Origin of the sequence: Sulfurimicrobium lacus (assembly GCF_011764585.1) — a bacterium.
Lineage (GTDB): Bacteria > Pseudomonadota > Gammaproteobacteria > Burkholderiales > Sulfuricellaceae > Sulfurimicrobium > Sulfurimicrobium lacus.
The window spans coordinates 2,280,220-2,295,216 of sequence record NZ_AP022853.1 but is presented as its reverse complement, the minus strand read 5'-3'; the positions used below and the strand labels follow the sequence as shown (position 1 = coordinate 2,295,216).

General features: G+C 62.3%; 15 protein-coding genes. All 15 read left to right on the top strand.

What is annotated here, in order from left to right; genetic code table 11:
* Positions 1–55: 55 nt before the first annotated feature.
* Positions 56–367, top strand: coding sequence for a hypothetical protein (locus SKTS_RS11320; protein WP_173064784.1), 312 nt, complete (start codon positions 56–58; stop codon positions 365–367).
* 68 nt (positions 368–435) lie between these two features.
* Positions 436–1,194 (top strand): sulfite exporter TauE/SafE family protein, encoded by a 759-nt coding sequence (locus SKTS_RS11315; protein WP_173064781.1) that lies wholly within the window; start codon positions 436–438, stop codon positions 1,192–1,194.
* Between the two features lie 9 nt (positions 1,195–1,203).
* Entirely contained in the window at positions 1,204–1,551 is a 348-nt protein-coding gene (locus SKTS_RS11310) for a hypothetical protein (protein WP_173064778.1), read from the top strand.
* A 227-nt stretch (positions 1,552–1,778) separates the two neighbouring features.
* Positions 1,779–3,095: a TolC family protein gene (locus tag SKTS_RS11305; RefSeq protein WP_173064775.1), complete on the top strand. Its 1,317-nt coding sequence runs from the start codon at positions 1,779–1,781 to the stop codon at positions 3,093–3,095.
* On the top strand, positions 3,092–4,222 hold the full coding sequence (locus SKTS_RS11300; RefSeq protein WP_173064772.1) for an efflux RND transporter periplasmic adaptor subunit: 1,131 nt from the start codon (positions 3,092–3,094) through the stop codon (positions 4,220–4,222). The genes SKTS_RS11305 and SKTS_RS11300 overlap by 4 nt, the downstream gene beginning before the upstream one ends.
* Positions 4,219–7,311: an efflux RND transporter permease subunit gene (locus tag SKTS_RS11295; protein ID WP_173064769.1), complete on the top strand. Its 3,093-nt coding sequence runs from the start codon at positions 4,219–4,221 to the stop codon at positions 7,309–7,311. Before SKTS_RS11300 ends, SKTS_RS11295 begins: the two co-directional genes overlap by 4 nt.
* Complete coding sequence (locus SKTS_RS11290) at positions 7,304–7,468, top strand: 4Fe-4S binding protein (RefSeq protein WP_244617316.1); 165 nt, start codon at positions 7,304–7,306, stop codon at positions 7,466–7,468. The genes SKTS_RS11295 and SKTS_RS11290 overlap by 8 nt, the downstream gene beginning before the upstream one ends.
* Before the next feature lie 75 nt (positions 7,469–7,543).
* Positions 7,544–8,056: a hypothetical protein gene (locus SKTS_RS11285; RefSeq protein ID WP_173064766.1), complete on the top strand. Its 513-nt coding sequence runs from the start codon at positions 7,544–7,546 to the stop codon at positions 8,054–8,056.
* A gap of 36 nt (positions 8,057–8,092) precedes the next feature.
* Positions 8,093–9,181 carry an FAD-binding oxidoreductase gene (locus SKTS_RS11280; protein ID WP_173064763.1) on the top strand — a complete coding sequence of 363 codons (1,089 nt, stop codon included), beginning with the start codon at positions 8,093–8,095 and terminating at the stop codon, positions 9,179–9,181.
* A 21-nt stretch (positions 9,182–9,202) separates the two neighbouring features.
* The gene (locus tag SKTS_RS11275; protein WP_173064760.1) at positions 9,203–9,916 is read left to right on the top strand and encodes a formylmethanofuran dehydrogenase subunit E family protein; all 714 of its coding nucleotides are present in this window, start codon (positions 9,203–9,205) and stop codon (positions 9,914–9,916) included.
* A gap of 12 nt (positions 9,917–9,928) precedes the next feature.
* A complete protein-coding gene (locus tag SKTS_RS11270; RefSeq protein WP_173064757.1) occupies positions 9,929–10,447 on the top strand; it encodes a YeeE/YedE thiosulfate transporter family protein in 519 nt (172 codons plus the stop codon).
* Entirely contained in the window at positions 10,444–11,037 is a 594-nt protein-coding gene (locus SKTS_RS11265; protein WP_173064754.1) for a DUF6691 family protein, read from the top strand. The genes SKTS_RS11270 and SKTS_RS11265 overlap by 4 nt, the downstream gene beginning before the upstream one ends.
* Positions 11,034–12,245 (top strand): hypothetical protein, encoded by a 1,212-nt coding sequence (locus SKTS_RS11260; protein ID WP_173064751.1) that lies wholly within the window; start codon positions 11,034–11,036, stop codon positions 12,243–12,245. Before SKTS_RS11265 ends, SKTS_RS11260 begins: the two co-directional genes overlap by 4 nt.
* Positions 12,246–12,381: 136 nt before the next feature.
* Positions 12,382–13,257, top strand: coding sequence for a universal stress protein (locus tag SKTS_RS11255; protein WP_173064748.1), 876 nt, complete (start codon positions 12,382–12,384; stop codon positions 13,255–13,257).
* 106 nt (positions 13,258–13,363) lie between these two features.
* Positions 13,364–14,956: a phospholipase D family protein gene (locus tag SKTS_RS11250; protein ID WP_173064745.1), complete on the top strand. Its 1,593-nt coding sequence runs from the start codon at positions 13,364–13,366 to the stop codon at positions 14,954–14,956.
* Positions 14,957–14,997: the final 41 nt, after the last annotated feature.

The window sequence follows — 14,997 nt, the reverse complement described above, 5'->3', positions numbered from 1 at the left end:
CTGGGCGTGAAAAAGTTTGCAGCACCTTGATATTCAACTTGAAAAGGAGCAGACTATGAAACTTAAATCCGTCTTCGCCGCCGCCCTGGCCGGCGTCATTCTCTCCACCTCCGGGCTGGCGCTGGCAAGAGGCCCCTGGGCCGCCAACAAGGGCAACACCTGGGCCTGGCAGCTCATGACCCCAGCCGAGCGCACCGAACACCAGACCAAGATGCGCAGCTTCAAGACCTACGATGAGTGCAAGGCCTATCAGGAAGAGCACTACAAGCAAATGGAAGAACGGGCCAAGGAGAAAGGCATGACGCTGCCGGCCATGGGCTCTCGCTACGGCTGCGACAACATGAAGGCGCGCGGCTTCCTCAAGTAATTTTCGCGCAGTTCCACCCGGCGGCGCTTGCTGCCGGGCTGCTTTTTAGCCTAACCCGGAGAATGAGCATGGAAAACGCAACTCTGATTATGGCAATCGGGCTATTTATCCTCTCGGTGGCTTCCGGCATGCTGGGCTTGGGCGTGGCCTTCGCGGCGGTGCCATTTCTCGGCTTCTTCATGGCAGACTTGGTGCACCAGGTGCAGCCCCTGAGCCTGTTCCTGAATGGCGTGACCGCATTGTTTGCCGTGTTCGGCTTCGCCAAAAGCGGCCTGGTGGCGTGGCGCGAAGCGCTGCTGCTGGCGGCCGTAACGACGGTGGTGGCGCCATTCGGCGCATGGCTCGCGCAGTACACCGCCCAGACCTGGCTGTGGGGCATCTATCTCATCGCGGTGGGCTATCTTGCCTGGCGCATGTTCCAGAAGGAAAAACCCAAGGATCCAGCGGCCGCGCCTGTCGCGCCGAATCTGAAGCTCGCGCTCATGCTGGCGGTGCCGATCTCGATCCTGGCAGGACTCTTGGGCGTGGGGCCCGGCTTTCTTTTGATGCCGGCTTTGATCCTGGTGGGGTATGAACCCAAGCACGCTGCCGGCATCAACGCCGTGGCCGTGACGCCGCCTTCCTTCTCTTCGCTCATACCACACCTGTCCACCATGCAGGTGGATTTGCAGCTCGGGGGCGTTCTGGTCGTGGTGGGCGCGGTCGGTTCCTTCCTTGGCGCTCGGCTCACCAGCCTGTTCGTTTCCGGCAAGCGCCTGAAGCAGATTTTCGGTGTGCTGATCGTGGTGATGACGGCGTATAAACTGTTTTTAATCCTGTCCAAATAAGGAGGCATCATGTCCAAGAAAGTGGTCATACATATCTTCCATGGTGACGAGAGTTCGCTTGCCACCGGCTCACACGTTTCCGAACGCATTCGCCAGGTCAAGGAGCAGCATGGCGTGGCACTGGAAGTCTACGTCTTCGGCTCTGCTGAGAAGGCGCTCGCCGATCCGGCTAACGCCTACTATCGCGACACCCTGGTTTCCCTGGCGAAAAGCGGCGTGCCGATACATGTGTGTCGCGACATCGCGGAAAAAATGGGCAAGGCCGAGGAGTTCACGAACCTGGGCTTCACGTTGGAATACGCGCGGGACGCTTTCGTGCGCTATGCCCTGGAAGGGGCGACGGTCATCAGCTTCTAGCCTGCATCCGCCTCGCGTAGCCGCATTCTTGCGCCGATAGAGTGGCGGTATCGACTGCATGCAAAAGCGGTTGGTTGGTGGCTTTGAACCGGTGACGCAACGCGCGTTACGGGGTTTTGACATTGAGGAGGTATGTGGTGGGCGGCAACTGTATCGGCGGGAGAGTTATTTCGCAGCGTGTTCGACGGAATGCCGGCTTTGTTTTTGTTTCAATATTCCTGGCATTGATGCCCGGCCACGTGCAGGCCGAGTCCGGGGAATTGGCGGCGAATACCATTGCCGGAACGCCCTTGGCAAAAGACCGCAACTCCCTGCAATCGCTGATTGCCTATGCGCTCGCGCATAACCCGGAAGTCGCCGCAACGTCGTTCGACGGACAGGCGGCAGCGGCGCGCACCCAGGCCGCGCAGGGCGCCCTCCTGCCACGGATCACCATCGAGGGCGGCTATACCCGCTACGGCGACGATCTGCGCCTGACCGCAGCGCGTTACAACGGCGAGCCCGGCGTATTCGGCGACAACATCTTGGCCGCCGACCTGGTGCTGCGCCTGCCGCTATACACCGGCGGACGGCTCACTGCCGAAATGCGCGCGGCGGAGCTTCTCGAAGCCTCCGCCGGACAGCGCCTGGCGCGCTCCAGGGGCGAGCTGGTCTATAACGTCTCCAGCCTCTACTACAGTCAACTTGCCCAGGTGCGGCTGATCGAATCGCTCAACTTTTCCGCCGAAACGCTGACCTCCCAACTCGAACGGGTCAATGCGCTCATCGCCGGGCGCAAGGCTGCGAAAGTGGATGCCCTGCGCACCGAGGTGAAGCTCGCCGACATCCGCCAGCGCCTGTTGCGGGAGAAGAACAATCTGGATGTGCAGCGGCAAGCGCTGCTCAACCTGATGGGGGCGGGCGCCGACTATGTTTTGACAGGGACGTTGAACCCGCCCGCAGCCGAAACCAGAGACCTCGAAACGCTGGTCGGGGCAGCCTTGGCGCGCCGTCCGGATGCACTTGCTGCCCGCGCGGATTTCCAAGCGCAGATGGCACGGGTCGAGGCGGCGCGCGCCGGTCACCAGCCTACGGTCAATCTGGTCGGCAGCGTAGGTAATCGCATCATGAATCAGCCGACGCAGCACCCGGCGGGGCTTCAGACCAACGACGACGTGACCCGTATCGGGATTACTTTTGAAATGCCGCTTTATGAAGGCGGCCGCACCAACGCGCGGGTGGACGAGGAGAACGCCAAGTTCGGCGCCCAGCGCGAACGCCTGGTCAAGCTTCAGTTGCAAATCCGCCTGGAGGTGGCAACTGCTTACACCAACATGGCTTCCGCCCTGGAGCGGCTCGCCAGCACCGGCAAGGTGATCGACCTGGGTACGGAGAGCCTGCGCATCGAGCAGGAAAAATACGCTCTTTTGCGCGGCACTGCGCTGGACGTACTGGATGCACAGTCGGCGCTGCTGGATGCGCAGACCAACCACATCCGGGCGCTGGCAGACGCCAATGCCGCCGCCGCTCAACTGGCCCTGGCCACAGGAGAAAATCTGCCATGAAATCGAATCGCAATTTCGCCAGGCCACCTCTGGCTGCCGGCCTGATTTTCCTGTTGGCCCTTGGCGCTTGCGGCAAGGCGGAAAACGCCGCAGCGCCCGCCAAGGCCGTCGAGAAAGCTGCGCCAGTCCGGGTGGAGATTGTGAAGAAGGCGCCATTACTCTTGACTATCGCGCTCACCGGTTCGGTGGAGGCGGGGCGCATCGCGCAATTGGCGTCGCCCGCCGAAGGTCCGATCTGCTGTACCAAGGTGCGCGAGGGTGATGCCGTCGGCAAGGGTCAGGCCGTGCTCAACCTCGGACGCAGGGAAGGTGCGACTGCGCTGGTGGCATCGTTGAATGAAGATCTGAAAAAAGAGGAGGATAATCTCGCCCGTACCCGCCGCCTGGTGGAAACTGGCGCGTTGCCCGGCGAACAGCTCGACATCGCGGCGGCCAACGCGATTCGGGCGCGTGCCCAGCTCGCCAAGGCGCGGGAGACCACGCAGGATTACGCCGTGGTGGCGCCCTGGGCAGGAGTGGTGTCGAAGGTGAAGGTGCGCGACGGCGATTTCGTCGCCCCTCGCGCGCCGCTGGCCGAAATCTATGATCCGGGGAGTCTCATGGTGCGCTTCGCGGTGCCGGAACAGGAGGCCGCCAGCCTGGCCTTGGGCATGAAGGCGCAGGTCGAGCTCGACGCTTATTCCGGCAAGCGATTTGCCGCCAGCATCACCAGGCTCTATCCCTATCTCGACACCCGCACCCATACCCGCACCGCTGAAGTCACCATCGCCGATGCGCCCAAGCTGCTGCCCGGCATGTTTGCCCGCGCTTACCTGGTGAAAGAGACAATTGCTGATGCCATAACCGTGCCGGCCTATAGCCTGGTCGCGGTTCCCGGCGGTGGCTTTGCGGCCTTTGTGGTGAAGGACGGCAAGGCGGTACGGCGCAAGGTGGAAACCGGTATCGAGGTGGATGGCCGGGTGCGCATCGTCAGCGGCCTCGATGCAGGCGATAAGCTCATCGTCGCCGGCCAGGAAAAACTCAAGGACGGCGCGGCGGTGAAACTGCCGGACACTGGCGCCAAGAAAGCGGGTGATGCGGCCAAGACCTCTACCGATGCGGCCACAGCCAAGGCCGCGCAGCCATGAAGATCACCGACTACTCGGTGCGCCGCCGACTTGCCACCAGCGCCATCGTGCTTGCGCTGGCGGTGCTGGGGCTTTACGGCCTGTGGCGCTTGCCGGTCAATTTTCTGCCGGACATGACTTACCCGATGGTCAAGCTCAACATCTACTGGAGCGGGGCCACGCCGGAAGAAATCGAGCGCGGCCTGGCCGACCCCATCGAGCGCCAGATGATGACGGTGGACGGCCTCGACTATCTCGAATCCTCCTCCATCGAGGGGATGTACAGCCTGATCGCCAACTTCGGCTACGGGGTGGACATCAATGTCGCCTATCAGGACGCCACCGCTTCCCTGGCGCGGGTGGCGCGCAAACTGCCCAAGGACATCGACCCGCCGGTGATTTTCAAGGCCGACCCGTCGCAAATCCCGATCCTGCAACTGACGGTGCGTTCCGACCGCCTCGACTTGGTGAAGCTGCGCACCTGGACCGACGAATGGCTGCAGGACCAGATACTTTCAGTGCCCGGCGTTGCAGGCACCGAGATCGTCGGCGGCCTGCAACGCGAGATCCGTGTTCACTTGAAGCCTGATGCGCTGGAAAAATACGGCCTCACCATCAGCGGCGTGCTGAAGCGTCTGCGCGAGGAAAACGTGGAACAGTTCGGCGGCCGCGTGACCGTCGGCCCGCAGGAAATCATTGCCCGCACGATGGGCGAATACGCCTCGCTGGATGATATTCGCAATATCGTGCTGCTGCGCGATGGGGCGGCCAAGGTTTATCTGCGCGACGTAGCCGATGTGGTGGACTCGCACCGGGAAGCGCGCATCATTACCCGCCTGGACCGGCAGCCTGCTGTCAAGCTCTCGGTGCTCAAACAGGCGGACGCCAACACCGTCGAGGTGGCGCGCGCCGTGGACAAACGCCTGGCCGAAATCAAGGCCGGTCTGCCGCAAGGTATCACGCTGGGCATGGTGGAAAACCAGGGCACCTATGTCGTGGATGCCCTCAAGGGGGTGCAAACCGCGGCGGTGGAGGCCGCGATCCTGGTGGTGCTCATCGTCTGGCTGTTCCTCGGCTCCTGGCGGCAGGTGGTGGTCATCGCCGTGGCGCTGCCGCTCATTCTCATCATGAATTTCGGCCTCATGAAGGTGGCCGGTTTCTCGCTCAATATTTTTTCCCTGGGCGGACTGGTGATCGCCATTGGCGTGCTGGTCGACAATTCCATCCTGGTGATCGAGGCGATCTCGCGGCAGCGCGAAGAACACCCCGAACAGCCGATCAACGAACTGGTGACCACCGCAACCGCCGACATCGGTCCGGCGGTGGTCGCCTCGACGCTGGCCTTTCTTGCCCTGTTCGTGCCTTTTCTGCTGGTGCCGGGGCTGGTCAGCCTGCTGTTCCGGGAACTGATCCTGGTCATCGCCGGAATTGTACTCATCAGCCTCGCCACTGCCGTCACGCTTACCCCGATGCTCACCGCCACCTTGCTTGGCCGGGCGGCGAAAGTCCAAGCCAAGGGCCGCTTCGAGGCGCTGTTCGACCGCATCACCCAGACTTATGGACGCTGGCTGGAGCGGATGCTCGATTATCGCTATCCGGTTCTCGCCGTTTTCATCGTCGCCGCGGTGGCGGGCGGGTTCGCCGCGGTCAAGCTGGGCAGCGAATTCCTGCCGCAGATGGACGACGGCCGCATCCTGGTCAAGGTCAAGCTGCCCACCGGCGCCTCGCTGGCCGAAACCGACCGGGTGCTGCGCGACATCGAACAGCGCATCGGCGGCGACAAGCGCATCGAAAGCCTGTTCTCCATGGCCGGCGGCAAAGCGGTGGGGACTGTCACCCTGGAGATCGCCAACGAGGGCGAGATCAACATTCAGCTGCTGCCGCGCGAGGCGCGCGCGATCAGTACCCGGCAATATATCGACGAATTGCGCCCCATCGTCGCCAAGGTGCCGGCGCCGGGCGGCAAGATCACGGTTGCGCAAACCAAGGTCAAGGGCATGCGCAAACTGGGCGATGCGGACATCGAGGTGAAAATCAAGGGCGCGGACATGGCGCAACTGTTCGATATGGCGCGCAATATCGCCAAGACCATGAACGAGCTGAAACACTTTACCAACGTCTACGTGGCCATGGACCTCTCCAAGCCAGAGTATCAGGTCAAGGTGGATCGCGCCCGTGCGGCCGAGATGGGCGTGTCGGTAGCCGACGTGGCGGATACCCTGCGCACACTGGTGTCGGGAACGGTCGCCACCCGCCTGCGCGAGGGGAATTACGACTACGACATCCGCGTGATGGTGCCGGAAGCACGGGTGAGCAACCGCAGCGATCTGGAAAATTTACGCATTAATACCGCCCAAGGCGGTTCCGTGCGGCTCATCGACCTGGCGCAAGTGCTGCCCGCCACCGGGCCGGTGGAGATCGTACGCGAGGATCAGGTCAAGATGGTGATCGTGCGCGGCGATGCCGCCGGCGTAAGCGTGGGCGAGGCGCTGACCGAACTCCAGTCGGCGATGGCCAAGGAAACCGTCCCGCCCGGCTATCAACTTTCCTACGGCGGCCAGGCGCAAATGATGAGCGAGATGACCCGCTCCGTCCTGTTGATTCTGGTGTTCGCGGTGTTCTTTTCCTTCATCGTGCTGGCTGTGCAGTTCAACAGCGTAAAACTGCCCGCGCTCATCCTTGGCAGCGTGCCTTTCTGTCTGGCGGGCTCCGCGGGCCTGTTGTTGCTCACCGGCAAGCCGCTTGGCGCCACTGTCATTATCGGTGTGCTGGTGGTCCTGGCGGCGGTGGTCAACGCCGGGGTGCTGCTGTTCACTTATGCCCGGGTGCTGGAGGAGGAAGATAATTTGCCGGTGCGAGACGCGGTGCTCAAAGCGGCGAAGCTGCGCCTGCGTCCGCGCATCATGGTTACCACCGCCATTCTGATCGGCCTGGTGCCCCTGGCGCTGGCGCTGGAGGCCGGTGGCGATATGCTGCAACCCATGGCCATCGCCGCCATCGGCGGTCTGCTGATGGAGAATTTCGTGTCTCTGTTCCTGATGCCCGTCCTGTATCTGATGGCGAACCGGGAAACAGGCAATCCGGCACTCAAAGGAGAACAACATGCCTGATCCGAAATTTATGAAACCCTGGCACGGTGTGCCGCGCGAAGAGATCAATTGGAATCCGACGGTGATCGAGGACGCCTGCATCGGTTGCGGCACCTGCGTCACCGGTTGCAGCCGTCTGGTCTATCGCTTCGATTTCGAGCCGGACATCGCGCTGTAGCTGTCCACCCACATGTAGGCGTCTACAATGGCCCAGGCGCCAGAGGACGGCTTCACCACTCAGGAGGTTCAAATCATGTTAGAACGTGATCTGCAACAGGAGATCAATCGCATCAATGGCGCGCTGGAAGTACTCGGTCTGTTGCGCGAGCGCCTGCATCTGCAACGGGACGAGCTGGGCGCTGAATCGGGGCAGGAGGCCGTGGATGAGATGCTGACCCAGGTGGAAGCCCTGCAAGGCGAATACGGGCGTCGACGGGCAGGTCTTCACCCGCACCACAAGAATTACCAATTTTTCCTGACCAACACGGACGTGCTACCCATACTGCACGATTGCTATGTCGACCTGATCGAAGGCCGAGCGATCACCAGCGAATTCGCCGGGCAAACCCTGCGCTTGGCCGACTGGTATGTGCGCATGGAAGACGACAGACCACAACAGGTCATGAATGAAACCTACAGCTGGCTGGTTATCGACGAATTCGGCCGCGCCGACCTGCACGCCGCGCGGGCCATCGAGGCGTCGCCGCTACCCACCAAAGAACAGCGGGATGAAATAAACAGGCGGATGTTCGCACCGGCCATATGAAGTTGATAAAGAATTGACGCCATCAAGGAGAACAGTGTGCCCGATCCAAAATTCATGAAACCCTGGCACGGTGTGCCGCGCGAAGAGATCAACTGGAATCCGACGGTGATCGAGGACGCCTGCATCGGTTGCGGCACCTGCGTCACCGGTTGCAGCCGCCTGGTTTACCGCTTCGATTATGAGCGCAAGAAAAGCGTGGTGGTCGACCCGCTCAACTGCATGGTCGGCTGCACCACCTGCGCCAATACCTGCCCGACGCACGCGATCCGCTTTCCGCCACTCTCAACGGTGTTCGCGCTCGAAGCAAAACCCGAGGTGCGCCACGCCATCGAGGACGACCTGATCGCACGCCATGACCAGCTTGCCTGGTCGTCGCAGATGCCCCATCCCGACCGCATGGTCGAACTCCGGGTTGATCACATCTACCGCCAGACACCCGACATCCTGGTAGTTCGGCTGGCGCCGGTTACAAGCGGCGAGTGCTTCTGCGAGTTCGCGCCTGGGCAGTATGTGGAAGTCTGGATTCCCGGCAGCCCCTATCTTTCGCGCGCCTATTCCATTGCCAACACCCCGCGCGACGACGGCAGCATTGAGCTCCACATTCACCAGGTAGAAGGCGGCCGCCTCTCCGACTGGGCATTCAAGCGCATGAAGGAAGGCGACCTCGTGCAGGTACGTGGCCCGCTGGGACACTTCACCATGCGCTCGCCGCTCGACCGGCCGCTGCTGTTCGTTGCAGGCGGCACTGGCTTCGCACCGGTCAAGGCGCTGATCGAGCAGCAGCTCAAGCTCATGCCGCAGCGCGAAATGCAGTTGTTCTGGGGGATGCGGGATATGAATGATTGCTATGCCGTGGGCTTGATCGTCGCCTGGGCTCACCAACACCCGAACCTGCATATCATGCTCGCCGCCGAGCGCGGCCTCGATGCTTTCCGGATCCCACACGTGGTGATGGTGGTGGAGGGTAATGTCGCAGATGCCTTGCGCCAGAGCCCTTTGCCCCTCGCCGGCCACGATGCCTATGTCGCCGGGCCGCCGGGCATGATTCCGTTTGTTGTCGATGCGTTGCAGGAGGTGGGTATTACTGCGGAACATGTCGTGATCGATTCCTTCGGACTCGAATAACCCTGACACTGAGGTGCCTCCATGAAAACACTGTTCGCTTTCCTGCTTTTCCTCGCCGCCCCGGTTTGGGCCGTGCCGCCCGCTGACAGTGCTCCTGACTGGTATTTCCCACAATGGCTGGCTGATGCGCCGCACGCGCCGGTTTTCAAAGTGCGTGATACGGTCAACAAGTACGGCCGCTACGCCAGCGAACCCAAGATCATCACCATCAAGGACCTGATCAAGTTCCACGGCCACTTCTGCGGCGGCCTGGTGGAGGGCGCAACGGCCTTGCGTGTGGCTTTCGACCGGCTGTTCCCGGATGGCGTCATCGACCGCACCGACCTGATGATCGCCTCCAACAACTCTGCTTGTGGCGGCGACGTGGCGTCCTACCTCACCGGCGCGCGCACCCGCTTCGGCTCGCACTTGATCGACCCTAAGCTGAAGGAAAGTGACTTCGTGGTGAAGCGCGTCTCCTCCGGCAAGACCGTGCGCGTAGTCATCAACGCCGCCACCTATCCCAAGGACGTGCGCACCCAGATGAAGAAGATTGAATCGGGCAAGTTCGAGCCGTCCGACATCGACCTGTTCCAGGACGTGCAATGGGCCTATGCGAAGAAGCTGGTGAGCAGGCCCGCCATCGAATCGGTGGATGTGACCGACAATCCCGATTACGTCTGGCCGGAGCCACCCTGCAAGGATATGGGCCAGCGCCGCGACAACGATTACAAGAACGTGCCGGAGGCACATTGACAGGAGCTGAGCATGGACGACAGGCAAGCACAAAACTTTTGGCCGCCGCTGGCCGCCGGCATCGGGCTGGGGCTGGCGCTGATGGCCATGTTTCTGTTCACCGGCCACGGTCTGGGCGCGAACGGTTTTTTCACACGCACGGTGGTATGGCTGAGCGACATAGCCAATCCGGTGTGGGCAGAGGTCAACGCTTATTTCAAGCCCTATCTCGGCAAAGGCCATCCGCTCAATGAATGGATCAGTTGGGAAATTATTGGCGTGGCGCTCGGTGCGCTGGTAGGCAGCCTCACTGCAAGGCGCTTCCAGTGGAAGATCGAACGCGGGCCGCGTACCGGCGTGCCAGCCCGATTGGCATTGGCTCTGGGCGGCGGCGTGCTCACCGGCTTTGGCGCACCGCTCGCACGCGGATGCACCAGCGGATTGGGATTGTCAGGCGGCGCAACGCTGGCGGTGGCTGCGTTTGTCTTTCTGATTGCTTTTTTTTCTGCTGGTCTCTTTCTGTCGGCGCTGACACGGAGGATATGGCAATGAACTTCCCCCTCGAAAGCAGCGGCATGCTGGCCGTGCTCGTGGCCGGATTCTTTTTTGGCTATTTTCTCGAGGTTTCCGGCCTCGGCAGCCCGCGCAAACTGACTGCGCAATTCACGCTGCGCGACTGGAGTGTGTTCAAGGTCATGTTCACCGCCATCGTCGTCGCCGCGGCTGGCCTGTGGCTATTCGACGTCATCGGCTGGTTGCGCTTCGATGCACTGAAGATTCAAACTACATTTTTCTGGGCCATGGCCATCGGTGGTGCCCTGCTGGGCGCGGGCATGGCCATCGGCGGCTACTGTCCCGGCACTTCCGTGGTCGGTTTGTTTACCGGGCGGGTCGATGCCCTGGTCTTCATGCTGGGCATGCTGATCGGCACGACCCTGTTTGCCGCAAACTTCAAGGCGCTGCAGGGGATATACATGGCTGCGCAAGGCCCCAAGGGCCAGACGCTTGCCGCGCTGACGGGGTTGCCGACCTGGCTGATCCTGTTGTCGCTGGCCGGGCTGGCGTTCGCAGGCTTCCGTTTGGGCGCCTGGTTTGAAAACCGCGATGGCGGCGCGATCAGCGCCGGGGAGCTGTCGGAATGAACGCAGAGCGGAAAGCGCTCCTCGTCGATCCGGCCTTCATCCTGCTGTTCTCTGTCCGCCTGAAAGGCGCATTCAAGGGCTTCACCGGGTCGCATCCCGGCGTGGTGCCCATTCCGGCCGATGACGCGCGTGTCTACCTGGAAGGACTGGCCGAGTTCGAGCGGCGGCTGCTGGGCGCGGCTTTTCTGGAGACGCGGCGCATCACCCGCTGGCCGTTGGGCCGTATCGTGCTGGAAGGGCTCGCGGATGAAGCTCCCGCACATGCCGACGTCTATCTGCTCAGCCACAAGTCGGGCGTGGCACTGTGGGAGGTTTGGCTGCCTGCGCCATCCCAGTCTTTCGACGCCGCACGCTGGATAGCGTGGCTCGACTCGGAAGCTGAAGACGGACTGATCGTGCGTCTGTGGCGGTTTCTTGGCTCGGTCAATCACGAAATCACCGGCAAGGTCACCTGGTCGGGGTTGTATCTCCCGCTGATCTTGCTGCGTTTGCGGCAACAGCCACTGGCCGCCTTCATCGATCAGAATGGGCCGGACCTCGTGCGCCTGCTGTTGCTCGACCGATCACAGCGGGCGTTGAAGCCCGGAGTTGTGGCGGAGGAACTGTCCCGTGACTACTGTGCAAGACAAGGCGGCATGACCTTGCTCTCGCGCCGTAGCGGGCTTGATCTGCATGACCAGGAAGGCGCTGCCGGGGATGTGCCACCTGCGGGCCTGCCGCCGAAGAGCGCCCTGCCTTTTCTCGTTACGCTGGAACTACTGCTGCTGGAACACGCGGTGCTGCAACACCTCTATGACCGGCTGTCGCGCCACATGCCGAAGTCAGTCGAGGAGCTCATCACACTCAAGCAGGAAGTGATCGACGGCCTGGAGGAATACTACGGCGCAATCACCAATGCCACCCGCTTCAGCGATGCCGTTACTGCGGATGGTGAGCGGCTGCTCGGGGTCGAGGACATATACGATGCGGTGATGGAGCGGCTGGAAGCGGTGAGTTTTACCATTACCACGCGCTCCCAGCGCCACATGACACTGCTGCAGTTCTGGCTCACCATCGTCTTTGGCGCCAGCGAGATCGGCTTTATCGCCGCCAGTCTTTCCACCTGGTATTACCGCACCGGTCTGATCGCGGTACTGGCCTGGACCGTGGGCGCCGCGCTGGTCACCGGCACCGGGCTGGCGCTGATGCTGAAAGGAAAGGTCGAATGAGCCTGTCGGCCGCCAGTATTCTGATCGGGAACCAGCGGCATGCGTTGGTTCGGCATGCGCCGCTTGGCGCCGGCCACCGTAAGCAGCAATGCGTCCTTTTGTCCTGAACCAGGCCATTTATCACAAGGAGAACACCATGTTCGAACGCTTTATCGTCGCCACCGATCTCTCGCCCGCCTCCGACGCGGTGGTGGGCTGTCTCGCCGGGTTGCGCGTTCTCGGTGCCAGCCACGCCCTGCTGCTGCAATGCCTGGACATGCAGCAGGCCACCTCGATAGCCCTGTCCTACACCACCTCCGTACTTGACGATTACCTGGCACGGCAGAAAGCCAGGCTGGAAGGGCAGGGCTTCGAGGTGGAAACCCGCATCGTGCCCGGCTTCGCCAAGAGCGAGGTCAACCGCATCGCCCGCGAGGAGGATTACGGCCTGGTCGTGGTGGGTTCCCACGGCCACTCCATGCTCGGCGAGGCCCTGCTGGGGGGCGTGGCCAGCGAGGTGCTGCATGGCGCTGGGCAGCCCATCCTGGTCATGCGTCTGGAGCGTAACAAGGACACCGGTGAGGTGTGCGTGCTGCCCGCCGGCTGCGACCTCGCCGCCCACGTCCTGTTCCCCACGGACTTTTCCGAAAACGCCGACTTGGCTTTCACCGTGGTCGAGAACATGGCAGCCGCCGGCACCCGCCGCATTACCCTGATGCACGTGCAGGACTCCGCGCGCCTCGCGCCCCATCTCGCCCAGCGTCTGACGGAATTCGATGCCATCGACCATGGCCGTCTGGAGGAACTCAAGGCGCGGCTGGTGGCCAAGGGGGTAGCCGATGTGGACATCGAGCTGCGCGCCGGCAAGCCATTTTTGGAGATCGTAAATGTTGCGAAAGCGCGCGGCGTCCATCTGGTGGTGATGGGCAGCCAGGGCCGGGGGTTCGTGCCCGAACTGTTCCTGGGCAGTGTCAGCCATGAGGTTGCGCGGCACGCCAACGCGCCGGTGCTGCTCGTGCCAGTGGCGCGCTGAGGCGGCGGCCTGAGACATGGGTTCAAAACATGAAACCCAAGCTGGTTTGCCGCGCGCTGCTGGGTGTTCCGGCCGCAGCAGGCGCCCAAACTGCCTCAATTGGCTTATGGCTTCCGTCGCTTGGTCAAGCCGCATGGCGATGTTGCGTCTGACGCTCGCGATCGTGGTGGCGGCGATCTCCATGAGCTGCTCGACTTACCGCGCCGCGTCCCCGCGTCCGCCGTCATTTGCAATTGGCCATCCGGAAGAAACCTCGCTAGGACGCGCCTTTTCCGAGCAAATCGGGCCATCTCCCGAGCTGTCCGGTTTTCACCTGCTTGTTTCGGGGCAGGAGGCCTTTCTTGCCCGGGCGGCGCTGGCGGAGTCATCCGAACGCACGCTCGACCTGCAGTATTACATCGTGGCGGAGGATGCGAGCGCCACGCTGCTGCTTTACCGGGCCCTACGCGCGGCACAGCGTGGCGTGCGGGTACGGCTGCTGATCGACGACATATACGCGGTCGGCCGGGATTTCGATCTCGCCGCCCTTGCGGCGCATCCGAATGTCCAGGTCCGTGTCTTCAATCCCTTTACTTATCGCGGTCCGCTGGGCATATCCCGGATGTTCGAGTTGCTCGGCGACAGCGCCCGTCTCAACCGGCGCATGCACAACAAGCTGTGGATCGCCGACAATGCGGTCGCGGTAATCGGTGGGCGCAATCTGGGCGATGCCTACTTCAACGTGGGCACGGACAACGATTTCGCTGACCTCGACGTGCTCGCGGCCGGCCCGGTGGTGATGGAGATGTCGCGCAGTTTCGACGAATACTGGAACAGTGAATCGGCAATACCGATTGCCGCATTTCTTGACACGCCTCCGGGCGCTGCACAACTGGAACTGGCCTTGTCGCGGATGGCGGCACACGCAGAGCGTTTCCACGCCACGGAATATGCACGCACGCTGCGCGCGAGCGGAATCGGGCCCCTGGTGCGCGCCGGCCGGTTCCCGCTCGTGCCCGCGCCCGCCACAGTATATGACACACACGTGCCTGCGCTGGCTGATGTAGGTACTGCCAAACAAGGCCGGCCCGTTGCCATGGCCATCCGTCGGCTTGTCGAAAACGCGCAGCATGAGACGATCCTGATTTCGCCCTATTTCATCCCATCTGCGCGCGGAGTGGATTTGCTTTGCGGCCTCGTCAAGCGGGGAGTTCACGTCCGCGTGCTGACCAATTCCCTGGCATCCACCGATGTTCCTGTGGCGCACGCTGGCTATACGCGCTATCGACCCAGGCTGATTGCGTGTGGCGTGGGGCTGCATGAGATGCGGCCTCGTGTCGGACAATCCGGCAAATACCGCCCCGGGCTGTCTTCGGGCGCCAGCCTGCACGTGAAGGCGGTAGTGGTGGATGGAAAATCCGTACTGATCGGCTCGATGAATCTCGATCCGCGTTCTCGGCAGTCGAATACCGAGATTGGCATACTGATCGAGAGCACGGTGCTGGGCACCCAGCTTGCGACCTTGTTCGAGGAGGCCTCTGCGCCCGAACAAGCGTTTCGCGTGGAGCTGACCGAACTCGGCAACAAGAACGCCGCGCTTGTCTGGGTCGGCCGCGAGGACGGCAAGCTGGTGCGTTATGGCAGCGAACCGCTGGCGAGCGTGTGGCGGCGCATGATCGCCGGCCTGCTCGGCACGCTGGCGCCGGAGGAACTGTTGTGATGCGCGGAGATACAAGCGTCGCATGGTTCCAGTTCCTTGAA

What these genes read in the sequence shown, in the direction of transcription:
- SKTS_RS11310 (WP_173064778.1), top strand. Translation starts at nt 1,204, where the DNA reads ATGTCCAAGAAAGTGGTCATACATATCTTCCATGGTGACGAGAGTTCG.
- SKTS_RS11290 (WP_244617316.1), top strand. Translation starts at nt 7,304, where the DNA reads ATGCCTGATCCGAAATTTATGAAACCCTGGCACGGTGTGCCGCGCGAA.
- SKTS_RS11265 (WP_173064754.1), top strand. Translation starts at nt 10,444, where the DNA reads ATGAACTTCCCCCTCGAAAGCAGCGGCATGCTGGCCGTGCTCGTGGCC.
- SKTS_RS11270 (WP_173064757.1), top strand. Translation starts at nt 9,929, where the DNA reads ATGGACGACAGGCAAGCACAAAACTTTTGGCCGCCGCTGGCCGCCGGC.
- SKTS_RS11295 (WP_173064769.1), top strand. Translation starts at nt 4,219, where the DNA reads ATGAAGATCACCGACTACTCGGTGCGCCGCCGACTTGCCACCAGCGCC.
- SKTS_RS11285 (WP_173064766.1), top strand. Translation starts at nt 7,544, where the DNA reads ATGTTAGAACGTGATCTGCAACAGGAGATCAATCGCATCAATGGCGCG.
- SKTS_RS11305 (WP_173064775.1), top strand. Translation starts at nt 1,779, where the DNA reads ATGCCCGGCCACGTGCAGGCCGAGTCCGGGGAATTGGCGGCGAATACC.
- SKTS_RS11250 (WP_173064745.1), top strand. Translation starts at nt 13,364, where the DNA reads ATGGCTTCCGTCGCTTGGTCAAGCCGCATGGCGATGTTGCGTCTGACG.
- SKTS_RS11260 (WP_173064751.1), top strand. Translation starts at nt 11,034, where the DNA reads ATGAACGCAGAGCGGAAAGCGCTCCTCGTCGATCCGGCCTTCATCCTG.
- SKTS_RS11275 (WP_173064760.1), top strand. Translation starts at nt 9,203, where the DNA reads ATGAAAACACTGTTCGCTTTCCTGCTTTTCCTCGCCGCCCCGGTTTGG.
- SKTS_RS11320 (WP_173064784.1), top strand. Translation starts at nt 56, where the DNA reads ATGAAACTTAAATCCGTCTTCGCCGCCGCCCTGGCCGGCGTCATTCTC.
- SKTS_RS11315 (WP_173064781.1), top strand. Translation starts at nt 436, where the DNA reads ATGGAAAACGCAACTCTGATTATGGCAATCGGGCTATTTATCCTCTCG.
- SKTS_RS11255 (WP_173064748.1), top strand. Translation starts at nt 12,382, where the DNA reads ATGTTCGAACGCTTTATCGTCGCCACCGATCTCTCGCCCGCCTCCGAC.
- SKTS_RS11300 (WP_173064772.1), top strand. Translation starts at nt 3,092, where the DNA reads ATGAAATCGAATCGCAATTTCGCCAGGCCACCTCTGGCTGCCGGCCTG.